Source organism: Peribacillus saganii (assembly GCF_003429095.1).
In the GTDB taxonomy this organism is placed as follows: Bacteria; Bacillota; Bacilli; order Bacillales; family DSM-1321; genus Peribacillus; species Peribacillus saganii.
The window spans coordinates 1-24,728 of record NZ_QVTE01000008.1 but is presented as its reverse complement, the minus strand read 5'-3'; the positions used below and the strand labels follow the sequence as shown (position 1 = coordinate 24,728).

21 protein-coding genes and 1 pseudogene are annotated in these 24,728 nt (G+C 41.9%); 1 reads left to right on the top strand and 21 read right to left on the bottom strand.

Annotated features, from left to right (window positions below; translation table 11 throughout):
- Window positions 1-175: 175 nt before the first annotated feature.
- The 20 genes and pseudogenes from D0469_RS02865 to D0469_RS02770 form a co-directional block, all read right to left on the bottom strand.
- Entirely contained in the window at window positions 176-1,630 is a 1,455-nt protein-coding gene (locus D0469_RS02865) for an FAD-linked oxidase C-terminal domain-containing protein (RefSeq protein WP_117325137.1), read from the bottom strand.
- A complete protein-coding gene (locus tag D0469_RS02860) occupies window positions 1,631-2,995 on the bottom strand; it encodes a (Fe-S)-binding protein (RefSeq protein ID WP_117325136.1) in 1,365 nt (454 codons plus the stop codon).
- A 2-nt stretch (window positions 2,996-2,997) separates the two neighbouring features.
- Window positions 2,998-4,320 (bottom strand): FAD-binding oxidoreductase, encoded by a 1,323-nt coding sequence (locus D0469_RS02855; protein WP_407675719.1) that lies wholly within the window; start codon window positions 4,318-4,320, stop codon window positions 2,998-3,000.
- A 100-nt stretch (window positions 4,321-4,420) separates the two neighbouring features.
- Window positions 4,421-5,107 carry a FadR/GntR family transcriptional regulator gene (locus D0469_RS02850; protein WP_117325135.1) on the bottom strand — a complete coding sequence of 229 codons (687 nt, stop codon included), beginning with the start codon at window positions 5,105-5,107 and terminating at the stop codon, window positions 4,421-4,423.
- Window positions 5,108-5,375: 268 nt separating this feature from the next.
- Window positions 5,376-5,459: pseudogene (locus tag D0469_RS21475) on the bottom strand (peptide ABC transporter ATP-binding protein); the annotation flags it as partial.
- Between the two features lie 83 nt (window positions 5,460-5,542).
- On the bottom strand, window positions 5,543-6,583 hold the full coding sequence (locus tag D0469_RS02840) for an Ldh family oxidoreductase (protein ID WP_158553331.1): 1,041 nt from the start codon (window positions 6,581-6,583) through the stop codon (window positions 5,543-5,545).
- 62 nt (window positions 6,584-6,645) lie between these two features.
- Window positions 6,646-6,999, bottom strand: a complete 354-nt coding sequence (locus D0469_RS02835; RefSeq protein WP_117325133.1) for a Rieske (2Fe-2S) protein — start codon at window positions 6,997-6,999, stop codon at window positions 6,646-6,648.
- A gap of 29 nt (window positions 7,000-7,028) precedes the next feature.
- Window positions 7,029-8,117 carry an amidohydrolase family protein gene (locus tag D0469_RS02830; protein ID WP_117325132.1) on the bottom strand — a complete coding sequence of 363 codons (1,089 nt, stop codon included), beginning with the start codon at window positions 8,115-8,117 and terminating at the stop codon, window positions 7,029-7,031.
- A gap of 20 nt (window positions 8,118-8,137) precedes the next feature.
- Entirely contained in the window at window positions 8,138-9,118 is a 981-nt protein-coding gene (locus tag D0469_RS02825) for an NAD(P)H-quinone oxidoreductase (protein ID WP_117325410.1), read from the bottom strand.
- 83 nt (window positions 9,119-9,201) lie between these two features.
- Window positions 9,202-9,576, bottom strand: coding sequence for a DUF3870 domain-containing protein (locus D0469_RS02820; RefSeq protein ID WP_117325131.1), 375 nt, complete (start codon window positions 9,574-9,576; stop codon window positions 9,202-9,204).
- 81 nt (window positions 9,577-9,657) lie between these two features.
- A complete protein-coding gene (locus D0469_RS02815) occupies window positions 9,658-10,425 on the bottom strand; it encodes an SDR family NAD(P)-dependent oxidoreductase (RefSeq protein WP_158553330.1) in 768 nt (255 codons plus the stop codon).
- Between the two features lie 12 nt (window positions 10,426-10,437).
- Window positions 10,438-11,943 carry a tripartite tricarboxylate transporter permease gene (locus D0469_RS02810; RefSeq protein ID WP_233522919.1) on the bottom strand — a complete coding sequence of 502 codons (1,506 nt, stop codon included), beginning with the start codon at window positions 11,941-11,943 and terminating at the stop codon, window positions 10,438-10,440.
- A gap of 12 nt (window positions 11,944-11,955) precedes the next feature.
- On the bottom strand, window positions 11,956-12,402 hold the full coding sequence (locus D0469_RS02805; protein ID WP_117325129.1) for a tripartite tricarboxylate transporter TctB family protein: 447 nt from the start codon (window positions 12,400-12,402) through the stop codon (window positions 11,956-11,958).
- A gap of 64 nt (window positions 12,403-12,466) precedes the next feature.
- Window positions 12,467-13,486 carry a Bug family tripartite tricarboxylate transporter substrate binding protein gene (locus D0469_RS02800; protein ID WP_117325128.1) on the bottom strand — a complete coding sequence of 340 codons (1,020 nt, stop codon included), beginning with the start codon at window positions 13,484-13,486 and terminating at the stop codon, window positions 12,467-12,469.
- 21 nt (window positions 13,487-13,507) lie between these two features.
- Entirely contained in the window at window positions 13,508-14,290 is a 783-nt protein-coding gene (locus D0469_RS02795; protein WP_117325127.1) for a fumarylacetoacetate hydrolase family protein, read from the bottom strand.
- A 181-nt stretch (window positions 14,291-14,471) separates the two neighbouring features.
- A complete protein-coding gene (locus D0469_RS02790; protein WP_158553329.1) occupies window positions 14,472-15,647 on the bottom strand; it encodes a M20 family metallopeptidase in 1,176 nt (391 codons plus the stop codon).
- A complete protein-coding gene (locus D0469_RS02785; protein WP_117325125.1) occupies window positions 15,644-16,600 on the bottom strand; it encodes a phosphoglycerate dehydrogenase in 957 nt (318 codons plus the stop codon). Before D0469_RS02785 ends, D0469_RS02790 begins: the two co-directional genes overlap by 4 nt.
- Window positions 16,601-16,614: 14 nt before the next feature.
- Entirely contained in the window at window positions 16,615-17,997 is a 1,383-nt protein-coding gene (locus D0469_RS02780; protein ID WP_117325124.1) for a hypothetical protein, read from the bottom strand.
- Between the two features lie 551 nt (window positions 17,998-18,548).
- Window positions 18,549-20,243: a sigma-54 interaction domain-containing protein gene (locus tag D0469_RS02775; RefSeq protein ID WP_117325123.1), complete on the bottom strand. Its 1,695-nt coding sequence runs from the start codon at window positions 20,241-20,243 to the stop codon at window positions 18,549-18,551.
- 330 nt (window positions 20,244-20,573) lie between these two features.
- Complete coding sequence (locus D0469_RS02770) at window positions 20,574-21,626, bottom strand: carbon-nitrogen hydrolase family protein (protein WP_117325122.1); 1,053 nt, start codon at window positions 21,624-21,626, stop codon at window positions 20,574-20,576.
- Window positions 21,627-22,174: 548 nt separating this feature from the next.
- On the opposite strand from D0469_RS02770, the gene D0469_RS02765 reads away from it, so the two are divergent.
- Window positions 22,175-23,560, top strand: a complete 1,386-nt coding sequence (locus tag D0469_RS02765) for an MFS transporter (RefSeq protein ID WP_117325121.1) — start codon at window positions 22,175-22,177, stop codon at window positions 23,558-23,560.
- 420 nt (window positions 23,561-23,980) lie between these two features.
- Here D0469_RS02765 and D0469_RS02760 read toward each other — a convergent pair whose 3' ends face one another.
- Window positions 23,981-24,607, bottom strand: a complete 627-nt coding sequence (locus D0469_RS02760) for an exonuclease domain-containing protein (RefSeq protein WP_117325120.1) — start codon at window positions 24,605-24,607, stop codon at window positions 23,981-23,983.
- Window positions 24,608-24,728 lie beyond the last annotated feature (121 nt).

Genomic DNA, 24,728 nt, shown 5'->3' with positions numbered 1-24,728 from the left:
ATAAAAAATATATCATGTGAAGCTGATTAATATCAATAATATTCTCAATATTTCTACAAAATTAGGGAAGCGTTTTCTCGTAGTGAACAATCATATAGTCTGCTGCCTTGTTATGGATATCCATTCAAAAAGCAGCTATGCCTCTGTGTGCTTCCCTATTCAAACGGTAAAGTATCTACTGTGCCGCCGCAGCCTTCATTTCTTTCTTGATCTCAACGCAGCGCCCCGGTGAAGGGAATAGCTTTCCCGCATTTAATAAATTCTTCGTGTTAAAAACATCGCGTACATTGGTTTGTGCAATAATTTCCTCGTCATTGAACACAAAGCGCATTTCTTCCTTTTTTTCTATACCCACGCCATGTTCGCCGGTAATGGTTCCGCCAACGTCGGCACAAACCTGGAGGCATGCACTTCCTGCTGCCAGAGCCTTTTCAGACTGCCCAGGTATCCTCGCATCAAATAGTACAAGCGGATGAAGGTTACCGTCGCCTGCATGGAAAATATTCGCGATGCGAAGGCCTGATTCTTCACTGATTTTGTTAATCCTGCTTAACACTTCAGGAAGCTTGCTTCTTGGGATAACACCATCCTGTACCAAATAATCCGCAGAAATCGCTCCCATTGCTCCAAATCCTGTTTTGCGGTTGGCCCACCATCTTCCCCGTTCCTGTTCATCCCTCGCAGCTCGTACCTCCCGGACATTCCTATTTTTGCACACTTCCAGGATTTGATTGATTTGCTCTTCGATACCGGCAGATATTCCATCTACTTCAATTAACAGGACGGCTTCAATATCCTTTGGATGGCCTACAGGGAAAGCGGCTGCTTCCACCCCTTCAATCGCAGTCTTATCCATCATCTCAAGAGCAGCTGGAACGATACCGGCTGAAATAATATCAGAAACGGCCTGACTTCCATCGATAACTTTATCAAAATAAGCGAGTACAGTTTGCTTCGCTTCCGGATTCTTTAGTATACGGACCGTTATCTTTGTCACAATGCCAAGCGTTCCTTCTGAACCTGTCAAAAGTCCAAGCAGATCATACCCCGGTGCATCCTGAATCCCGTTTTGCCCAATATCAATTATGTCGCCGTTTGGCAGTACTACCTCAAGACCAAGAATATGATTTGTAGTTACACCATATTTCAAACAGTGAGCACCGCCGGCATTTTCAGCGACATTTCCGCCGATCGTACAGCAATATTGGCTTGAAGGATCCGGTGCATAATAATATCCTTTATCTGAAATGGAATTTGTGAGCTTAAGATTTACGTACCCTGGTTCAACCACGGCACGCCTGTTCTCAAAATCCACACTTAAGAGGCGCTTCATTTTTACCAAGCTGATAATAACTTCACCATTAACAGGTATGGCGCCGCCGCTAAGTCCTGTTCCTGCTCCTCTCGCCAGAAATGGCAGGTCATTGTCAGAGCAGTATCTTACAAGCCTTGATACTTCTTGTGTATCCTTTGGAAAGACAACTGCCTTTGGCAAATGCTTATGCAAAGTAAAACCGTCACAATCATATGCTATCAGGTCTTCTTGATGAAAGAGAATTAAACGGGGGCTTCCAACAATTTCTGCCAGTGCCTGAATATGTTTATCATTTGTTTTTATTTTGACAGCCATTTAATTGCCCCCCTTTTCTTTATCTTCTTTTTGATAGGCCCAATCAAGCAGCTGAACTGTATGCACAACCTTTTGGTTTCTGCCATATTTCTTTACTCCCATCGCCATTTGCAGCATACAGCCAGGGTTACCCATGGATATCATCTCAACATCTTGGGGCACATTTTGCATTTTGTTCTCTAGCACTTCTCCTGCCATTTCAGGATTTGTAATGTTATAGATTCCAGCACTTCCGCAGCAGCGGTCAGCATTTGGCATATGCACCATTTCAACTCCTGGAATATCAAGAAGGATATCACGCGGCTGCTGCCTTACACCTTGCCCATGTGCCAAGTGGCAGGCATCATGATAAGTGATCCGTGTGTTCAATTCCGCTTTTGGTTTATCATAGCCTGTTTCATGCAGATACTTCGAAATGTCCTCAACCTTGGCAGAGAACTCTTCTGCCTTGTCATGCCATTCCGGTTCATCGCGGAACAATTCAGCATACTCCTTCATCATACAGCCGCAGCCAGCTGCGTTTACAACAATGGTATCGGCATCTTTAAAAGCCTCTATATTCTGCTTTGCAAGTTTTCTTCCTGTGTCACGGTCGCCAGCGTGTACATGCAAGGCTCCACAGCATGTCTGGTTTTTCGGTATCGTAACGTCATTTCCATTTCGGGTTAAAACGTTAATGGTTGCATCATTGATGTCACTGAACATAACATCCATTACACAGCCTGTCATAAAAGCAACTTCATTCTTTGTTTCTCCCTTAGCTTTAATAACCTCTGCATTTTTGTATTTCTTGCGCACCGGCTGCCCTACTTCCGGCATGATTGATTCCATGTCAACTAAATGCTGCGGCATGACATTGAGAAGACCTGTCTTGCGGACTGCCTTTTGTATTCCGCTTTTTTGATAAAATCTCAACAGGCTTCCCAAAGTATTTAGGCGATCCTGATGCGGAAAAAGTCCCTGTAAGAAGAATTTGCTTACCGTTCCCTTTATGCCCGTTAACGGCATAGCCTGGCGGACTTGTCCGCGGGCTTCTTCAATTAGCCCGCCCACATCTACATCCGCCGGACAAGCAGTTGTACATGCTCGGCAATCAAGACAGGCAAATACCGGATCCATAAACTGCTCATTGACTTTGAGCTTACCCTCTGCGACGGATTTAATTAAATGAACGCGTCCCCGCGGGGAATGCTGTTCCTGCCCTGTTATTTCGTATGTAGGGCAAGATTCCAGACACATGCCGCAGTGTACGCAATCCGCCCACTTATTTTCATCGGGGGCATCCTTCCATAAGTAGTTACTCAGGCTATTCGTGGTAGTTGCACATGAAGGATCTGCTTTTAAATCCACTTCTCTTACACTCACTCCTATATCCCTCCCACAAACCGTTTTTCGTTAAGTACGCCGTTCGGATCTACTTTCTCCTTAATTCCCTGCATTAGAAAGAAGTGTGAGGGCTTACCGCCCCAAACATCAACTTTACTTCGCAGTGTAAACGGCAAATGCTTCACTACTGCATATCCTCCAAGCTGCACAGCTGAATCCCGCAGCTGCTGAATGGCTGACACAACATCTTCACTGGCTCCTTTCAGATTGACCTGGCACAATCCATGTCCCAGTCCACCGTGAGCTTCAGCCACAAGATTATGTGAATCCTTTAATGTTTGGGACTCTTGAATAACCTTAATGACATCCATGTTCACAACACCGATTTTGAGAGAAGCTTCTGTTTCTTTGTTCACTGTGGTTTCTGCACCGCTCGGTCCAATTTTATAAAATTGCTCCCAAAATCCCCGGGCATCCTGTTGCTGAAGAATTGCCAAGTCTGTATGAACAGGCTGGTTTTTCTTAATAAATTCTTCTTGATAATGAACAGAGCTTTCCACATCTTCGAAGGCTATTGCCAAAGTATAGCCATTCTTCCCTATTAATCTCTCTGATAAGGAAGGGCTAAGCAATTCCATTGAAACAGGCTCCAGCATGGAATCCAAAAGACTAGTGGCAAAGGTACGTACTTGTTCGGAATTAGTTTCAGGGAAGGTTAGTAAAACAAGGCTTTCAAACTTTGCCAGCGGCCGGAGCTTTAGTGTAACTTCTGAAATTACTCCAAGCGTTCCCATCGCACCGATAAAGAGCTTATTCATATCATAACCCGCAACATTCTTTACCGTTCTGCCCCCTGCCCGGATAATCGTTCCGTCAGGATAGATCATGCGAAGACCGATCACAACATCCCTTGCTGATCCATAACCGAGCCGCTTTGGCCCACTATCATTAGCCGCAATAACACCGCCAATCGTTGCATATTCCGGCCATGCAGGATCAAGTGAAATTTTCTGGCTGTGCTGTGCTAAATAAGCTGCCAGCTCTTTAAATGGAGTTCCTGCTTTAACTGTAACGGTCATATCACCGACTGTATGCTCTACAATTCCCTGGTAATTTGCTAAAGAAAGCAAAATATCAGCTGTTTCAGTCAGTCCGCCATATCCTCTCTTCGTTCCGCCAGCCATTACCGTAACTTTTTCTCCCGTATCGTTTGCATACCTTAACACGTTGGCGATTTCTTCTTCTGTTTTTGGAAAAACTGTTACACGTCCATTATTACCAAGGGGATGCAGTAGTTCTTCTATGAGAATTTGATCCTCAGGTAAAATATCTTTAATACTCCATTGATTTGTTGCTTCTATCAATTCAAGCACCTCCTATTGTTTCGTAATAAGAAACACCGTTTCCTATAGTTACGAAAAAAACACTTTTCTTTTCATTATTACTTCCTGAATTCATAAAAAATTACTGTAAGACATCACTCTTCAGAAGTTGTTCGACAAAATCCAGATGTGCCAGCATATTAGCTTTTGCTTCGCGTGGTTCTTTATTTCTGATTGATTCATAGATTTCTTTATGGTGAGTATCAATGGTGTCCACGATATTACTGCTATTTTGAATATATCGGTGAAAATCCATCATCACTTTTTTCATTGTTGTCGAAATAAATTTTACTAATTCTACCAAAATCTCATTTCCTGTTGCCAACGCGATTGTGCTATGAAATTGGTAGTCTGATTCCCAGCCTGAAGCTGTTTTAGCAGACAAAAGGTCGGTCATAATCTGCAGGTGTATCTCAGACCGATTTATTGCTGCCATTTCAGCCATTCCGCTTTCCAGAATCTTTCGTACTTGAAACAATTCTGAAATATCCCTGGCATTTGGGAGCAGCATAGCATTAGAAAACAATTTAGCAGAATCAAATTCACAAATATATGTTCCTTCACCCTGCCTTACATTCACAATGCCCTTGCCTTTTAAGGTGGTAATTGCATCGCGAACCGCCGAACGTCCAACTCCGAACAGCTCACATAGTTCACGTACGGAGGGAAGCTTTTCACCCGGCTTGAAAGTACCGGAAGAAATCATTTTCTCAATCTGTTCTTCAACCGTTTCGGATAATTTCTTCACAGCTATTTTCTCTACATTCACAAAAAATCCGCCTCCTCCTTTCCAGACATCACATATCCGACAAGTGAAACGCTTACATTTATTAAATCATTCTTGTTATAGAAATGCAATTTAATTATTTGAATTTATTAATTAATTTGATTAATTTAGAACTATTCAAAAATTATTGCTGCCTTATAAACAAGAAAAACCCGGCAAGAGGCTTATTTAAATCTCCTTTCCGGGTAAACTATTATTCTTTATTTTCCAGTCATTTCTATTACTTTTTGGTTAAGCGCTGCAAAGTACATTATAAAACCTTGCTCAAAAACGCCTTTGTCCGTGTTTCCTGCGGGTTCTCAAACAACTCTTCAGGCACATTTTCTTCCACAATTGGAATTTTAAAAATAACCTGTTATAGTGAGACCAGCTTCCTTACCGTTAAGCATCTTTTTAATAAATTCCAACGAAGGCTCATTAGTCTAAAAAAGGTAATTCTAATGAACTCGCGAGTTTATTCAAATCTTCAAGGACTCCATCAGACACAGGAATTCCGGAAGTCATACGTTTTTCCTCAACACCGAACTCGATTTCACCTGGAAGATAAAGATCTTCGACTCCCGGCGCCTTGATCGCGTTTTTTACATATCCTCCAAGGGTTTCACTGAGACCCTTGAACCTATCCACATCCATGAAGAAAGAAATGTCAATCGCAATCATGAGGTGTGAAATACTTTGCTTTTGGGAGAGATCGTACATGGACGGGATCATCTTTGAAAAATCCCCCCCGGAGATCACCCCTGTTAAAAGTTCCACCATAAGTGCAAGACCGAAACCTTTCGGACCTCCTACAGGAAGGACGAATCCGCCGTCAAGTACAGATGACGGATCCGTTGTGGGTGCACCGCTCTTGTCAGCTCCCCAGCCATCAGGAATAAGAACGCCCTTGTTCTTTGCGAATATTATTTTGCCAAGAGCAACGTTTGATAAGGCCATATCCAAAAGAACAGGATTTTTCCCGCTCGATGGTGCTGCTATGGCAAGCGGGTTATTCCCTAGAACCTTTTCGGCTCCACCCGTTGGAGGCATTAGGGGCGCAGTGTTGCTCATAACTATGGCAATCATATTTTTCTTTGCTGCTTTTAAGGCATAGTGGGCGGCGATTCCGAAGTGGTTTGAATTTCTCACCGAAACAGCTGATATGCCATATTCCCCTGCCTTTTCGATGGCCATGTCCATTGCTTTTGTGGCGACCACCTGGCCTGCAGAGAAATGACCATCAAGTACGGCTGTCCCCTTGTTGTCTTTTTCAACCGTTATTTCAGCCTCATTTCTAATGTAACCCTTTTGTATTCGTTGGATATAAATGGGTAGCCTCATAAGACCATGGCTGTGGATCCCTCTTGCGTCCGCTTCGATCATCGTTGTTGTGATGATTTCTGCTTCTTCTTCCGGGACACCTACTTTCATCAAAACCCTATTTGAAAAATCCCGCAACTTGGAAGCTTTATATTGCATTTTCATCCTTCTTTCTTTTCTTATGCCCTATGTATCTGGGCGGAAAAATGCCACCCAGATTCTTAAACATTTACGAAAACACCGTCGTCCTCAACAGTCACTTCGTATGTTTTCACTTTCACCTTTTCCGGTGCAAACAGAGATTTTCCTGTCTTTATGTCAAACTCCCAGCTATGCCAAGGACACCGAAGCACTTCTTTATCTTTTTCATATATATATTCGCCTACCTCATTCGCACTGCATCCCTTGTCCAACATCCCGTCGGAGAGGCATGGCCCTTTGTGCGGACAAACATCGCGAAGCGCATAAACCCCACCGCTTTCGGCACGGACTATTACAATTGCTTTTCCATTAATCGAAACTGGTATCTTCCCTGCTTTCTCCAGATCACCATACGTGCATACATGATGCTTCATCAGTTCCACCCTTTCATCCAATGTTCTATCTACAGCCGGTAGAAATTGCGAGCGTTTTCAAACAAGATTTTGTCCCGGAGCGAGTCTGGTGTTCCTGTAGGCAGTGTCCTTTCTGGGGGGTCGAAGTCCCAGTGAGGATAGTCGGAAGCATACATAATCATGTCTTCAGATCCCATCATATCTATTATGTTCATAAACTGCTTGGCAGTAAGATCATCCCAAGGCTGTGTGGTAAACCGCAAATTATCTCGGAAATAATCACTTGGCATCCGTTTTACCCAAGGAGTTTCTGCCCGCAGGGCCTTGTAGGCGGAATCCATTCTATGCATCATGAATGGAACCCACTCAAAACCTCCTTCGACAAGCGCCACCTGAAGTTCAGGAAACTTATCAAATACACCGTTAGTAATCAGGGAAATGGTTTGAGTCATATAGGCTTGAGGATGCACCGATCGCCATGCCACATAGTAGCGCAAGAAGTCGCCTCCCTGAGCGGTAATGGTTGCTGACAAGTGCATACCGATTTTCAGTCCGTGCCTGTTCGCCGCTTCAAAAATTGGGTGGTACATCGGGTCGCCCCAGGCAAAGTCGGCGATCGGAAGCATAACCTGCACCATTTGAGGATGCGAGGCCACACGGTCTATTTCCCTTACAGCAGCCATAGGATCCTGAGGAATCGTGATACTGCCCAAAAGCCTATTGTCTTTAGATAGCCAATGCTCGATGGTGTAGTCATTATAAGCGGAAGCACGGGCGGCCGCGAATTCATACCATCCTTTAGCGACGCTTGCTTCATAAAACCATCCGGTTAATACCGCATGAGTCATATTGTGTTTATCAAGCAGCTGTTCCTTTAGGAGATTATAATCAGAACCAGGAGTAGCACCATCACTAGGTCTGGTGTCCATCCTGTATTTCGTTTCTTTACGTATTTGATTAAAGGGAATAGAACGTTCAGGTACCCAGCCGTATTCAGCTATATACCTCTTCCAATGGTCAGAAAGGTAAGGAAGCAGATCCCTTGTTGATTTGATTTCATGGTGGACATCGGTATCAATGATCCCTTTTATAGTTTTTTTGTCGTTTTTTTCATTGTTCACTCTTAGATCGGTCGTCACTTTTCTTCACCTGTCCTTTACTATTCATCTATTTTAAGAATGATTTTCCCTATATTTTGGTTCTGTTCCATATACTGATGTGCCTCGTTAGCTTGTTTCCAGCTGTAAACCTTGTCAATGACTGGAACTAGTTTGCCGTTATCAAACCGTTTACCCGCAAACTCGATGAAATGTTCGTTCAAACGGATCTTATCTTCTGTCGTCCGGGACCGAAGTGTCGAACCTATGAGCGATACCCTCTTCCTCATTAGAGTACGCAGGGAAATCTTCTCGACTTCGTAGCCTCCCATTCCCCCAATAACAAGCCACCTTCCGTCCGTAGCAATACTTTCGAGGTTGGCTTCCCAGTAAGTAGCACCCACTGGGTCAAGAATAACATTCACACCATCACCGTTTGTAATGCCTCTCACCCTATCAGCGAAATTTTCTTCACGGTAATTGATCGTGTATTGGGCTCCTAACTTTCGGCAAATCTCAAGCTTCTCAGCACTTCCGGCAGTCGCAATAGCTATCGCACCAGCTTCTCTTGCAAGCTGGATAGCGGCAGTTCCCACTCCACTACCCGCCGCATGGATGAGGACGAAATCCCCTTCGGAGATGTTCCCTAATTCAAAAAGATTCAAAAAAGCGGTTAGATACGCCTCTGGAATCCCTGCTGCTTCTTCGAAGGAATAACCAATTGGAATTGGGATAGCAAGTCCTGAAGGAACCCTAGCCTTCTCAGCGTATCCCCCTCCTGGGAGAAGCGCGCAGACTCGGTCGCCCTTTTGAAATCCTCTGACGTTTTTCCCGATCCTCTCTACTACTCCAGCCATTTCAAGGCCAATTATCTCGGATTCACCTGTTGGGGGTGGATATTTTCCTTTCCTTTGAAGGATGTCTGCCCGGTTCAAAGCCGTTGCCCTTACACTGACAAGCAAATCATCATCCCCAATTTCTGGTTCCTTGTATTCGCCTAAATATAATTCACTGGAATTTTCCTCAACCAAAATGGCTCTCATCCGGCAATCACCTTTCCAAATAACTTTCATCATATAAAAAACCCAGCAACAAAGAGACATCGTCTCCTGTTACTGGGTTTCACCTACTTGTTTGAGACAGAGTTTTGGTCTGTCCCCATAGATAACCAGCGTTCTTTATTCAAATTCCTTGCTTCCTGATACCGATCAGCTGCCGAACGCAAGGCCTGGACAACAGCCCCCTGTGATGGGATCAAAACTTTCTGTTTGACCTGTTCCAACAGGGGTTGGATGCCATCATGAATATTGTACCCTTTTAATATATCCTTGAGATAAAGATTCAAGAGCTCTGTATTCACTGTAAACTCCGCCTCTTGTATCCTTCCGGTTATGACATTGATTACTAGTACAACTCCAATAGTTTTATGGGTTTCATAAATGGTTGTTCCTCTGGGACCTTGTGCAAATCCTGTAACTAGGACAGTATCCTGTGTATTCATGTAACTCCCTCTATCTGAATATTGTTATTATTAAATAATATTATAGTACAAAATAGAGAGTGCTTCAATACTTTATGCATGTTAGCCCATGAAGCGACCACCGTTTACGTCAAGTACAGCGCCCGTCATATAACCTGACTCTTCACTTGCTAGAAACGTAATTACCTTAGCCTGTTCATTATTGGTGCCAAGTCGTCTCAGTGGGATCGCATCAAGGACTTCTGTCTGTTCCCAATCTGGCATTGTGTCCCATGTCTCCTTCAGCCGATCTCCAGATAAGACCAGTCCAGGGGCTATCGCGTTCACTCGAATCCCATCAGGTCCTACTTCTTTTGCAAGGCGCCTTGTAAATCCCACAACACCTGCTTTTGCTGCAGCATAGGAAACTCCGGTAACGATGCTGGCTGTCCTGCCGCCTATAGAAGAAATGTTGATGATACTGCCGCCTCCAGAGGCCCTCATGTGCGGAACCGCTGCTTGGGAAGCGAGAAAAGTACCTTTAAGATTTACATCAAGTACAAGGTCCCAGTGTTCCTCACTGATGTCCTCTAATTTCTTTGGTGTACGGAGAGCACCGCCCGCATTGTTTACTAGAATATCAAGACGCCCTACCCTATCAACAATGTAACCCATCATATTTAAAACTTGCTGTTTATTTGTTACATCTGCGACAAAACCGTCAACTTTGCCGCCTATCTCTCGAAGTTGTTCGACTGCCTCATGAACAGACTGTTCGTCGACGTCATTGATAAATACGGTGGCGCCTTCCTTTACCATTTCTGATGCCATTGTATATCCCAGTCCACGGGCTGAACCAGTGATCAGCGCAATTTTCCCTTGCAATTTCACCACATATTCCCCCTATATTTCAATATCGGTTCCCAATAGTTCCTTCTTATTTTTCACTCCGGCGAGGATCGTCCCTACCAAAATAAGAGCGGTCAGCACCAGTAGCACCGCTGAAATAGGTCTCGCGAAGAAGATAGATGCGCTCCCATTTGAAATTGCAAGTGACTGAAGAAGTGAACTTTCAAGCTGACTTCCAAGGACAAGGGTCAGGACCGTTGCAGCTATTGGGATTTCCAATTTTTTCATCAGGTAGCCAATGAATCCGAATAGAATCATAATCCCGATATCAAATACAGAGTTTTTAACAGTATAAGCACCCACCATTGTAAAAATCATGATAAGCGGGAGAAGAATCTTGTATGGAACCTGAGCCACTTTCCCCCAAATGTTCGCAAGTGGAAGATTCATGACGAGCAAAATAATGTTCCCAATGAACATGCTGGCAATGACCGCCCAAGCAAAGTCCGCATTCTCCCTAAACATCTTAGGCCCTGGCTGTAGTCCGTGCATGATAAAAGCGCCCAAAATGACGGCTACTGTCGGAGAGCTTGGAAGACCGAGAGTGAACAGAGGGATTAAGGAACTTCCGCTTGTCGCATTATTCGCAGATTCCGGACCAGCCACCCCTTCAATTGCTCCATTGCCGAATCGGTCCGGGTTCTTTGATACTTTCTTTTCGATCGAATAGGAAGCAAGGGACGATAGAACCGCGTTCGCTCCTGGGACAAGTCCAATTAAAAAACCGATACCAGTACCCCGCCCGATTGATTTCATGGCAGGTGCCCATTCATCCTTCCTTGGGAAAAGCCCTTTCACTTTCGCCGGCTTATCCGCCTTATGCTGGTTGTCGGCATTGAACAGGATCTCAGATATCCCGAAAAGCCCCATTGCAACGATCACAAAATCAATTCCGCCGAAAAATTCAGGGAGCCCAAACGTGAAACGGGTGCTTCCTGAAATCGGGTCAATTCCTATGAAGGACAGGAGAAGTCCAAAAATCGCTGCAATAAACCCTTTGATAAGGCTTTTCCCCATCAATCCTACAAGCATCATTAGCCCCAGGAGCATCAGAGAGAAAAACTCAGGAGGACCGAACCGCAAAGCAAAATCCGCAAGTGGCGGACCGATAAATGTCAAGCCGATAAGGGCTACGATTCCCCCAACGAAAGATCCGATGGCAGATACGCCGAGCGCCACTCCTGCCCTACCCTGTTTCGCAAGCTGGTGACCATCAATACATGTGATGACCGATGCGGCCTCTCCCGGAATATTAATAAGGACACTCGTTATCGTTCCTCCGTACATCGCCCCATAATATATCCCGGACAGCATTATGATCGCTGATGTCGGTTCCATACCGTATGTAAGAGGGATAAGAATGGCTGTCCCAGCGACAGGACCAAGGCCTGGCATTACACCTACAAACATGCCAACCGATACACCAAGTATACAAAACAAGAGGTTCTTCCAGGTCAGAGCCTGGACAAAACCATTCATTAACAAGTCCAATGTTTCCAAGATGTCACCCCTTTACCAGCCTAATGCGTTTACCGGCAATGGAATTGCCAGCAGTTTTGCAAAAATGAAGAAAACGACTGCCGTAATCCCGATACTGATCCAGATACTGTGGTACCATTTGAAGGTTCGGAACAATAGCAAGATCAGTGAAAGGGTGCCGGCGATGACGAATCCGGTCCTCTCAAGCAGCAGGACGAACAGGATCATACTCAAAATAATGAACAGGAAATCATGCAGTGAACGTCCCTTTGGGAAGATGTCCCTAATATGTATATCTTCTTTTAAACTCAAAACAAAATAAAATATTGATAAAACCAGAAGAATCACACTAAGCCAAAGCGGGAAAAATCCCGGGCCGAACCCAAGAGGACCTTCATAATCCACTTTCATAGATTGATATAGAAATATTCCAGAGAAAAGCATGACCACTATACTTGACCAAACTCCTGCTTTTCGCATGATGCCACCCCTTTATAATAAAGGCAAAGGCACCATTATGCAGGATGCCTTTCCTTCACATCTATCATTTTATGCCAATAGCTTTCAGAACCTCACCATTTACTTTGTAATCGTTATCTATGATCGATTGGAAATCTTCCGTACTCTTGTAGACAGGATCTGCTCCGATTTTATTAAATGCCTCAATTACCGAAGGATCCTCAAGCCCTTTCTTAAAAGCATCGTGAAGGATGGTGACTACTTCGTCCGGAACAGAAGAAGGTGCAACAATACCAGTCCATACATCCGGTTCCACATCAATGTCCTTCTCAGTCAGTAAAGGGACATCTTTCAACTCGTCAGGCTTGAACGTCCCTGAAATCCAAATAGGGCGAAGTGTTCCTTCCTGAATATGCGGAAGCCCTTCTGTGGTCTGAACAAGCGCACCTTCGATATTCCCGCCAAGAAGCGCTGTAAGCGCAGGAGCTCCGCCTTTAAAAGGAACGTGCTTCGTTTTTAAACCTGTCTTTACTTGAACGTTTTCCATAGTAATATGCTGAGTGAGACCGGCACCGCTTGTCCCGTACGTAAACTTTCCGGGATTAGATTTCACATACTCCATCCAATCGTCAAAGTTCTTTATTTTGCTGTCTGCCTTAACCACAAGCACGTTCGGGGTCGCAACAACCTGGATAACCGGCTTGAAGTCCTCAGGCTTGTAAGCAACTTCTTTGCTATGAGTCTTAATCGTGATAGGGCCGCTTGTTGCCATCCCAATTGTGTACCCGTCGCCTTTAGCTTGTACAACGTCACTCATTCCAATTGTTCCGGCGCCTCCATCCTTATTGATAATGGTGACAGACTGCTCGTTCGGAAGATACTTGTTGGCAACAGCTGCCAATGCTCTTGCGGCGCTATCCGTCGTTCCGCCCGGAGAGAATGGGACAATCATTTGGACTGGTTTTGTCGGAAAATCAACTTTTGCTTCATTCTTGCCGCTGGCAGCACTAGAAGCTCCTTGTTTCTCCCCGCCTCCGCAAGCTGCCAGGCTGAGTGTCAAAATGCCGACGATAGCCGCTTTGGAAAACAACTTAAACTTGTTCATTTAAACTCCCCCTTATGTTTATTATTTGTTTTCTACTGCAATCTTTTTCTTAACGGTGACAGGGTTTGAGAGTATGCCAATGCCTTCTATTTCAACTTCTACCGTGTCTCCGTCATAGAGTGGTGAGACTCCGGATGGTGTTCCTGTGATGATCACATCTCCTACCTCTAGTCTCATCACATGAGATACAAATGAAATGATTTCGGAAGTAGAAAAGATCATGTCATTCGTATTTGAATCCTGTCTTGTTTCTCCGTTGACTCTTACCATTATCGGGCGGTTATCCGGATTAATGTCAGTAGCTATCACCGGCCCCAGCGGTTTGTACGTTGCAAAGCTTTTTGCCCTTGTAAATTGACCGTCAAGCTTTTGAAGTGCCCTGTCTGAGATATCGTTACAGACCGTATAACCGAATACATAATCGAGCGCTTCATCAACAGATACATCCTCCGCGGTCTTTCCAATAACAATTGCAAGTTCTCCTTCGTGATCGTTACGGTTATCTGGATTAACCAGTTCAACCTTTTCATCAGGATCGACGATTGCAGTCGGTGAAACCAAAAACATCATCGGCTCAGTTGGAAGGGGCTTATTTACTTCCTCTGCATGTTTTTTATAGTTGAGCCCGATAGCCACAATCTTACCTGGTTTAACAGGTGCGAGAAGTTTCGCATTTGAAAGCGGGATTCTTTCTTCTGTTATCGAGTATGTTTCGAATATACTACCTTCGATCCTGATAATATCTTCTCCTTGAACAATCCCGTAAGATTTGAAACCGCTTTCTAAAAATCGTACAAATTTCACTTTGTTTCCCCCTTGTCCTTAAAAAAATCCAATAAAAAAACCCAATGACAAACAACCCATTTTTACGGGTATGTATGCCGCTGAGTTATATCTATGAATTGAGAAACTATTTATGGTAGCTCCCCAATAGATATTCAGCTATCAATATTTTTTGAATATTATAATTATCTGAATTCTATCATTAATTAACAATATTGTCAATATGCCAATGTTGTTTACGGATCAAAGAAAGCACTAATCCATAGAGCAAACTTGTTCTCTCAGCAATAGTATCCTTCCATAGAAATTCTTCAGGAGAATGAGCATAACCGCCGACAACACCTAAACCATCCAGCACCGGTACTCCCCTGCTGGCAGCGTAATTACCGTCAGATCCACCGCCAGTCATTACTTCAGATAAAGTGAGCCCAATTTCTTCTGCAACTGCACAAGCCAAATTAAAAAGGACACCGGTTTTATCAGTCCGGATCATAGGAGGACGATAAATAGAACCTTCCACACTCAGTGAGGTTTTCGGATTGTTGACAGTAAGACTTTTGAATGCATTTTCAATCCTCTCCGCCTCTGAAGGGATCAGCACCCTCACATCTACTTCTGCCACAGCATGTTCTGCCACTACATTGAATAGGGTTCCTCCTCTGATTTCACCCGTGTTGATAGACGTGCCTTTAGAAGAGTCGGCAAGTGCAGCAATTTTACTAATCTGATAGACCAATTCTTCGATTGCATTTGCTCCTTCTTCTGGATTTACTCCGGCATGGGCAGAGATCCCCTTAACCTCAATTCGAAATTTCCCTCCCCCCTTCCTCGAAGTCTTTAGGGCTCCATCTCCTCCAGTAGGCTCTAGAACAAGAATCACTTCACTTTTATCAGCTTCCCTGTAGACATGATGTTTTCCGGAGGGGCTTCCGATTTCTTCATCGGATGTAAGAAGCCAGACAATTCTGACATCATCTCCTGGTCCCTTATTTTCCCTTAATAATTTGAAAAGATGGTACATCATCACATACGATACCTTCATATCGTATACACCTGGTCCTGACACTTTATTTCCATCCAATCTGAAGGGCATTATTTCTAATGTCCCCCTTGGGTAGACGGTGTCAAGGTGGGAAAGAATAGTGATCTGGCGATTCCCTTCACCATATGTAATTCTAAGATGGTTTCCGAGTGTCTCCTCCTGTAACTCCTCAATTGAAACCGGCAATTCCTGAAATATGTTGGTGATCACCCGACACAGGTTGTCTATTCCTTGCTTGTCGTAGGAAAAACTCTCAATTTCAACAAACCGCTTTAGAAGCTTGATGGAATCCTCTTCCTGTGTCATTAATTTCTGTTGGATATCTTTTAAATTCATATCGTCACCTTCCATTCATATTCTGCCTTTTTTCCTTTGAGGACATTTAATATATTCCTAGCTGTAATCATCCCGACTTCCTCCAGGGCATCCACTGTGTAACCGGCCATGTGAGGGGTAGCGATAAAATTGTGTAGTTCAAGAAGAGGGGAACCTCCAAATGGTTCTCTTTCAAATACATCCAGGCCTGCACCGGCAATCTCTCCGTTCTTAAGGGCCTCATAAAGTTCATTCTCATTGATGATTCCTCCTCTTGCCGTGTTGACTATAAACGCATTTTGCTTCATCATTCCAAATTGGAGCTTCCCGAACATCCCTCTTGAATGTTCATTTAGGTCCGTATGGATCGTGATGAAATCGGAACTTTTCAAAAGCTCTTCAAACTCTGCATATTGAACACCCGATTGCAATAATTCGGGGTCCTGGTATGGATCGAAAGCGAGGATTTTCATATCAAATCCGCGGGCCCTCCTGATAACTTCCTTTCCTATCCTGCCAGTACCGATGACTCCAAGGGTCTTTCCATATAATTCGAACCCTACAACTCTTGGCCATTCACCTTCCAGCACCCTTCTGTTTGACCATGGAACTTCACGTGCCAAGGAAAGGAGGAGACCAAAAGCAAGATCGGCCACAGCGTGCCGATTTGCGCCGGGAGCAAATGCCACAGGAATGTTTCGATCTGATGCTGCAATGAGGTCGATGTTGTCGACGCCAGCACCATGCTTTGCGATGACTTTCAGGTTCTTTGCACCTTCAATTATTCGTTTTGTGATTTTCTCCACACCAACAATCAGGGCATCTGCATCCTTCAAGGCAGTTGCTAGCGTCTCCTCTCTATTCGCAGTGATTGGATCAAGAATCGTTATTTCACAATGTTCATTCTCAAGGTATGTAACTGGAAGTTTTGAATATTTCCCAAACGTAGGGGATGATGATACCACCTTAAACATAATGTTTCCTCCTTTTAAATGCCTGCAATTTTCAAATAAAACGGAATGATTAGAAGCATGACGATTGAATACTTGAAATTCCAGCGAACAGAAACTTCGAACAGTTCTACGTTCATGAGTCCGGCCAACAGGTTATTCACCGCAGTTGCTGGGCTAACCGTATTGGATATTCCCCAGCTGGTTAGAAGGAGAATTGCAAAAAACTCGTGCGAGAATCCAAGTTTGAAAGGGTCGATGCTTGTTGCAACAATGGTTACAACGACGATGGGATGAAGGCCCAGGACAGCCGAAAAAACAATGGAAAACGCAATCACGTAAGCGATTCCAATATTGAAATTTGAAAAAGCACCGTTCAGGCCTTCCACAACATAAGCGCTCCAGCCACTCTTGATGAAAGCACCGCTGAAAAATCCTGCAATCAAAAACAAGACGATTTCTTTTTTCATCCTTGGAATCCCGGTGAATACATGGTTTTTAAACTCTTGTCTATACTCGTTTATCTTCCTATTTAAAAGGCACCATATAAACGGAAAGACCACCGAGAGCACACAGATGATAAATGTCATGCTTGATGATGTCCACTTTTCTGCCAAAAGAACTCCTGACACCATGAAAATGAGGAGGGCAAATAATTCAACAACTTTTCGCTTTGCATATTTCAGCTCGGCTTCCCCAACGTGAACCTCATTTTTTCTTCTGGGTGTTTCTATCCTATATGGTTTTTCAAACAGGTAACTGACCAGGATCGCAATGAGGCTGAGTCCCAAAGAATATAGCAGCAAATCACCCCATTTTACAGGCAGAGAACTTAAGATGAGAGCCATGGCAGAGAAATAAGGCGACCAGAATATGGTGCTGACAAACCCACGGTTGATGCTCGCTGCGACAAGTCTATTATTTCTGATATCAGATGCCTTCGACAATTCATGGACTATTGATATCGCTCCGATGTTCAGAACAACACCCAAAATATGGGAAATAAAATTCGACCCCACAAACAGGAAACTTGGACTGTTCATCTTCTTGGCCAGGACAACTTTCAAGGCTTCAACGTATCCTCCTGTTCTTACCGGAATCCCGAGCAGTGGGGTGAATAAGAAGATAGCAACAAGAGTCAGGTTGATTCTCGCAGCTTTCAGCCACTCACCCAGTGTGGCTCCGTAAACCAGCATGAGGATAATACCGGCTGCTAAAAGGATGATACTGATGATCATTAGAGAACCTCTGATACGTGGAAGTATCCACAAAATGACGCCTATGATTACGAGGGACACCAACATTTTCACCGCTTCGACTTGAACTATTTCGAGGCATAAGTATCCAACAGCAAGGAGACTGATGATAATTCCCTGGGTACCTTCCATTTTGGCAATCGACTTCTGGATGGGTGTATTCACTATCTTCTCCTTTCTTCAGGCATTAAAAAAACCCAGTCCTCTTGTATAGGACTGAGTTTTTACTGCATGACAAGGCTTTATGAGAGCCTTCCCGATAGAAACCCAAATCATTCTAAATCTATTATAATAAAGGATTTAGAAGATTTCAACAATTTAAATCAAGCTTTATAACCTATATAATATTCGTTTTCAACGACTTGACAGATTAAATATTTATATTCATCACTCACATCACATGCTAGATCATCTGCACGCCTGCCATAGACTTACACATGAGGCTGTTTTTTTGATCGGCAGTTACTCACCCCCATTTCCAGGATGAGTTCCCGCTAAATAGCAGCCCATTTCTGCCTCTCTGATATGACAAATCAGTAATTGCAACGGAATTATCGTTGCATTGGAAAGTGGAATAAAAAACAAGGTATTATACCTCTTCCATACAACCTTTTTAGTATATTGTAATCCTTAAAGTACTCCAGAGAGGATTATAAATGCAGGAATCCATTTATTAAAAACTCAAAAGTATATCAACCAAATATAGAAAAAACTTTCTATTCTTCATGCATATGATTTTTTAATCTTCGAACCAATGTAGGCTGGCTCATCTCTAAATATTTAGCAGCTTTCCTTGTGGTTTTGTATTTATGTAAGGCTTTTTTAATAAAATGTTGTTCAACTTCTTTTAAGATATTTTGCAGATCCCATTGCTGATCATTTTCCCATTTACTTATTCTATTAATCAGATATTCTTCTTCTGATTCTTCAATTTTTACAGTCCCCATCTCATTATCCCAATTATTTATGTATGCTGGATTACCAAACAAATTGCCTAACAAATCGTAGGCATCCATTACCCGGATTTGCTGGTCGTTTGTTAAAACAATCAACCTTTCTATGACATTTTGCAGTTGACGTACATTGCCAGGCCACTCGTAACTACACAATAGATTCATTGTTTTTGCATCTATTTTTTTCTCCAAGTTATATTGTGAGTTAAACTTATCTATAAAATATTGGGCCAGAAAAGGGATGTCTTCTTCCCGTTCTCTTAAAGGAGGGACAATTATGTTAATTACATTCAAACGATAATAGAGATCCTCTCTAAATTCGCCTTTGTTAACCATTTGAAAAAGATCTCGGTTCGTAGCAGCGATCAAACGAAAATTTATCGAGATCGTTTTGGTTCCGCCTACACGCTGGATTGTCTTATCTTGGATAACTTGAAGAAGCTTGGCTTGTAAAGAGTGAGGCATTTCCCCTATCTCATCTAAAAAAATTGTTCCATTATTAGCTAATTCGAAGTAACCGGGTTTTCCTCCCTTTTTTGCTCCTGTGAAAGCTCCCGTTTCATAACCGAACAGTTCGGATTCCAATAAATTTTCTGGTATTGCTCCACAATTAACTTTAATAAAAGGACCAGTATTTCTTAAACTTAAGCTATGTACAGATTTTGCAATTACTTCTTTTCCTGTTCCAGATTCACCAGTTATTAAAACATTCGAGTCAAATACAGCAACACGGTGAAGCAGGGAAATAATATTCTTCATCTTTTTGCTATGTGCAATAAATCCATCGATCACTGTTTCTTTTTTTCTTAATTCCCAAAGTTCACTTTCATACCTTTGCACTTTTCCTTCTTGTTCCTTTAATTGAACTCTCAGTTTCGAAAGTTCAGTAACATCTCTAGAATTGCAAATTACTCTAGTTATTTTGCCATTTTCATTGTAAATAGGATTCCCTGTGGTTAACAATACTTTGCCAGTTCTTGTTTCTTGATATATCGTAACTGGACCTTTTTCTTCAAGAACCTTGAGTATCACCGATGGTTTAAAAATGCCTGCTTTTTCTAATTCAGTGCAATTTCTCCCTAATAATTCTTCAGAGCTTATTCCAAAATGTCTCTCACTTCCTGGACTAACTCTTATCGTATTCCCCTCGCCATCAGCCACCAAAATACCATCATGCGAATTATAAATAATAGATTCTAACTCTGAATTTGTTTCTAACAGATTCTTCCAGTCTCTAACGTCCTGAAATATACATAGGATTGATTCGTAATCAAAGGAGTCCACAGTAATTGTTATATTATCAAGAACTTTAAAAGATTGTGGCAGACTGCTGAGATCCTTGTTTAATATAGTGGATATTCCTATTTGCTCTAATATTTCTTCAACTTGGGGTGCACAATAAGTCAATCTACCATTTCTTAAAATAGCATAACCAAATAAGTTGCCAGGTTGAAACATAGCTTAGCTAATCCCCCATTCGATTGAAATTTCCTTTTATTTGATTCAATTTTAAATCACCCTTCAACTAAAAATCAACGAGGAATAAATCCTGTTAATAGTGATTCAAGTTTAAATCAATGCCATATAAACAACCGGTAAATATTTGGTGCTTTCAAGAAGTTTAATAAGAAAATTCGTCATAGTTTATCAAAACAAAAAAAACATGCTTGATAACATTACATAAAATGTTAACAAAGCATGTTTTAAAGATTGATAACCCCAAAATCAATATGACGTTGTTATGATCATTCCACTGCAGCAGTCAGTAGAATTGTATTTGAAAATCAGTTACACAAGTATCTCCTGTTTTTCTGCTGCTGACCTTTTTTCAAAGTCTTGTAGTTTGCTCTCCAACGCTTCAATTTTATCAATAAGTTCTTTGTTTGTTGAGTCAGATGTCCTTTTTATAGGGGATCTTTCTACATGATTTATATTCATGCTGATAGTTTCCCACGCTGAATCTCTTCCTGTAGTATCAATTGTAGCTTTTCTTAATGGTATTAAATCTAAATCAATCTCTCCATAAACTATGCCTTCTTGGTCATAAAGAGGGCCTCCAATATATTCCCCTGCAGGGTTAATAATTCCGCTGCCCCCGAAGAATGACCAGTTTGAATTTCCTAGATCAATATTTTGAGAAACACTTTGTGGTATGTACATAGATGAAACAATTACGAAAGATTGCCCCTCAAGCGCCATCGTTCTTGATGCAGCATCAATTACGTGCTTATTCGTTCTTCCATTAACAACATCCGGCCAACCTGGCCATGCTGCACAGTGAATTTGCTCTCCCTGCCCTATTAGTGAATACTTTAAAAGAGGCTGCAGATGTTCATAGCAGATTAGACCGCCTAGTCTGCCAATCTCTGTGTCATATACATTTAATCCACTTGCATCTCCGCGTGCATGAAACAGTTTTTCACGCATCGTAGGAAAAAGCTTGCGATGTTTACCAATTACGTTCCCTTCCGGACCAATAAAAACTAAAGAGTTATATAATACACCTACATATTTCTCTTCAATTTCGTTTACCCCGACTACTACATACACACCCTTTTCTTTCGCAACTCGCCCTATTTTATCAGTCTCAGGTCCAGGCACAAGAATGGAATTATAGGTAAAATCCCTTAAGTGCAGTTCCCAGGCACTTGAATCATTTAGATCCAGAGTCCAGTTAGGAAAAGAAGGAATGAAACACTCAGGAAAAACTATTAGTTTCGCTCCTTTATCAGCTGCTTCGGAAACAATTTCACAGACTAAATCGACTGTTTTTTCTTTGTTAAAAGGAAGAATTGGAGATACTTGAACGGCTGCTGCAGTGAATTGACGCATTGTTTTCATGAATACCTCTCCTTAATAAAATTGTTTATTGCTACAGAGGTGCGGGATTGTCTGGCTGAAGTTAATATCCATTGCTCTTTGTAGCTATAAAACTAATAATGCAAGAATCGTGCCATATTATTTTCTGTTGATTCTGTTTCATTTATAACGCCTCATTCCAGAAAAAGCGGTTAAGATGGTTAGTTTTTATAAATAAAAAGTTTAAATTTGATTCATTAATGAATCAAAAAAAGTTATAAACCTTGATTTAGATTTAAATACAAATCAAATATTAACAAAAAATTCATTATATATTAACAATTCTGAGTTGGCACAATAATTGCATGATATATTAATAGGCACTATTTATTAAGACAATTTAAAAATTATTGTGAGGAGGTTTGTTATTTTTCAGATTATGCTTTACAGGCATCTGGAAACGGTTACGATTAAATCATTGAAAGTTTTTCTCTGGATTATAATCGATAAACTTTTCTATCATTCTCCGTACAAGGTTTCAGACAAAACTACTATTAAAATGCAAAAATAACTGTCAGAAGGAGAAAAACATGAGTAAAGCTAAGAATAATAAAGCAACAGACAATCAGAAAGCTAAAAGTAGTTTATGGGCCGCTTTTTTAGGATTCTTCGTCGATATGTTTGACGTATATCTTCCTATTGTTGCATTAGGTCCTGCAATGGTTTACTTTCAACCTAAAGATCTTCCCGCTACCGTAACTGTTACGATTTATTACGTTGTTTTTGCCATCTCGCTAATTGGCCGGCCACTGGGAGCCGCCATTTTCGGACATTATGCAGATAAAATCGGGCGCAAAAAAACAACTTTAATTTCGATTGCAGGGTTTGGCGTAGGAACTCTATTAATTGGATTACTTCCTGGATACGAACAGATTGGCATATGGGCTATTGTGTTACTTATCCTTCTTAGGTTTGTCGATGGTATATTCCTTGGTGGAGAGTACACCGCCGCAAGTCCACTTGCAATGGAAAACAGCCCTCATGAAAAACGAGGCTTATATAGCGGAATAATTCTTGCAGGCTTTCCAGCTGCATATGTATCCATTTCACTTGTTACTGCAACAGTAATGTTCTTTGTCCCTATCGGTGATGCATCATCTCCTTATGTTATGTGGGGATGGAGAATTCCATTTTTTATCGGTGCTCTGCTCGCGTTTGCTTATGTAATATATTTCAGTAAGCATGCTTCGGAATCAGATTTGTGGCTTGAAGGACAGAATGAAAATGCTGATAATAAAGTAAATGCAGCAAAAGAAGCTTCTCCATTAAAAGAGCTGTTTAAAGGGGAAAGTGGCCGTAACTTTTTACAAGTATTTGTTTTGATGAGTGGAATCTGGTTTACATTTAATTCAATCGCTAGTGCTTTGCCTGGAATTTTAACAAACTACTTAAAAATATCTGGAACTACTGTAACAAGTGGTCTCCTTATAATAAATGTGATTCTAATCTTCACATATATATTGGGTGGAATGATCAGTCAAAAAGTGGGTAGGAAACCCTTTCTTGTGACCATGGGACTAATAACCACTGTTATTGGAACGGTATTATACTTTAATGTCATACGCTTAGCAGTTGACAATATTGTTTTAGCCTTAACAATAGCAGGGATAATGCAAGTTCTCTGTATGTCAGTATGGGGAGCCGTCACTGCCTATATCACTGAGAGATTTAAAACCGGTGTTCGGGCATCAGGATTTGGACTTGGATACAGTTTAGCTGTAATTATTCCTTCCTGCTATTCATTTATCATGCTCGGACTCGCAAATTTTATGCCTTATCAGTACACTCCAGTAGTATTATTGGGTGTGGGTGGAATTTTAACAGTAATTGGTGCCGCATGGGGACCTGAAACAAGGGATGTATTGTTCCATGAAGAAGGTTCAACGTCTATTGATCAAAAAAAGCTTCACGCCTAACAAGAAAAGCGGAAGCGCCCTGACTAAGGAACTTCGACGCCGGCACTTAACAAATCTAACGCTTTGTTAAGTGCGATGCATCGCTGTCGTAGCATTCCTTGTCCTGGTCGCTGGAGTGGAGCTAGACATCTGAATTTGTTAAAAAGTTATACATATATTATTAAAAGCCTCAGAAAAGTTTCTGAGGCTCTTAACAATAAATCTAATATTTTTCTCTTTCAACTGAAATTCTTCCAACGCTCATCGTTCCTTGTAACAATCATATCCTTTTGTATGATCAGGATTTGCTACTTTGATAAAACTTGATCATGCCCCGTTGCAGCAGTTAAGCATTGATGAATTCATTTAACTATTAAACTACAAAAACCAAGTCATAGTGGATATGAAAACAGTCATAAAATGTATATTTTTCGAGCAAATTTACATTTTAGAAGGGGCTGATTGCAAGGACCTGTTCTTTTCAGCAGGCTGGTACTTCCTCATATGACCGGAACGCAGCACTTCTCTGAGATAAGGGTCTCCATAAAGATTGGTTTTCTTAAGCAGTTCCATTAAATATGTAATATCGTCCATAGCCCTGTGTGATTGGTAGCTTGTAATATTATGTGATTCCAAGAGTGTCAGCAGCTTACTATTTGGAAACCCATAGCTTTTCCATGGAATGCTTTTCATAGTACAATACCACCTAAGTTCATTTACTTCAGGATACATATAGTATAAAAAGCTGCGGTCAAATGAAGCATTATGGGCAAAAACGGTGTCTGTTCTGTTAAAGAATGTTTTTATTTTTACATCATAAAAGCTCTTTCCTGCCACCGATTCATACGGAATGCCGTGGATTCGAAATGCATTGCTGTAATTCCTCTTTGCTGAGAGGGAGATGGGTTCACGCAAATAGGATTCTTCATCGACTATATCAACAATTTCACCAGTTTCCTCATTGTAGGAAAACAGCTTCAGCGCCAATTCAACGATTTCATCCGTTTTTGGACTCAGCCCAGTCGTCTCAACATCCACTAATAATCCTAATTTCGTTTGATTATTCAAAATTACACCCCTATTAAATTTTGCTAAGGATAGCATAACAGAAAACCATTAATCTCGTCACAGATAGAGTAATTTTCAATCAAGTAGGAGGGGGTGACTAACCCCCGTCCTCTCACACCAC

Coding starts and splice junctions, on each gene's coding strand:
- D0469_RS02865 (WP_117325137.1), bottom strand. CDS start 1,630: ATGGCTGTCAAAATAAAAACAAATGATAAACATATTCAGGCACTGGCA.
- D0469_RS02840 (WP_158553331.1), bottom strand. CDS start 6,583: ATGCAATATAAAGCTTCCAAGTTGCGGGATTTTTCAAATAGGGTTTTG.
- D0469_RS02835 (WP_117325133.1), bottom strand. CDS start 6,999: ATGAAGCATCATGTATGCACGTATGGTGATCTGGAGAAAGCAGGGAAG.
- D0469_RS02825 (WP_117325410.1), bottom strand. CDS start 9,118: ATGAGAGCCATTTTGGTTGAGGAAAATTCCAGTGAATTATATTTAGGC.
- D0469_RS02820 (WP_117325131.1), bottom strand. CDS start 9,576: ATGAATACACAGGATACTGTCCTAGTTACAGGATTTGCACAAGGTCCC.
- D0469_RS02805 (WP_117325129.1), bottom strand. CDS start 12,402: ATGCGAAAAGCAGGAGTTTGGTCAAGTATAGTGGTCATGCTTTTCTCT.
- D0469_RS02800 (WP_117325128.1), bottom strand. CDS start 13,486: ATGAACAAGTTTAAGTTGTTTTCCAAAGCGGCTATCGTCGGCATTTTG.
- D0469_RS02790 (WP_158553329.1), bottom strand. CDS start 15,647: ATGAATTTAAAAGATATCCAACAGAAATTAATGACACAGGAAGAGGAT.
- D0469_RS02785 (WP_117325125.1), bottom strand. CDS start 16,600: ATGTTTAAGGTGGTATCATCATCCCCTACGTTTGGGAAATATTCAAAA.
- D0469_RS02775 (WP_117325123.1), bottom strand. CDS start 20,243: ATGTTTCAACCTGGCAACTTATTTGGTTATGCTATTTTAAGAAATGGT.
- D0469_RS02770 (WP_117325122.1), bottom strand. CDS start 21,626: ATGAAAACAATGCGTCAATTCACTGCAGCAGCCGTTCAAGTATCTCCA.
- D0469_RS02765 (WP_117325121.1), top strand. CDS start 22,175: ATGAGTAAAGCTAAGAATAATAAAGCAACAGACAATCAGAAAGCTAAA.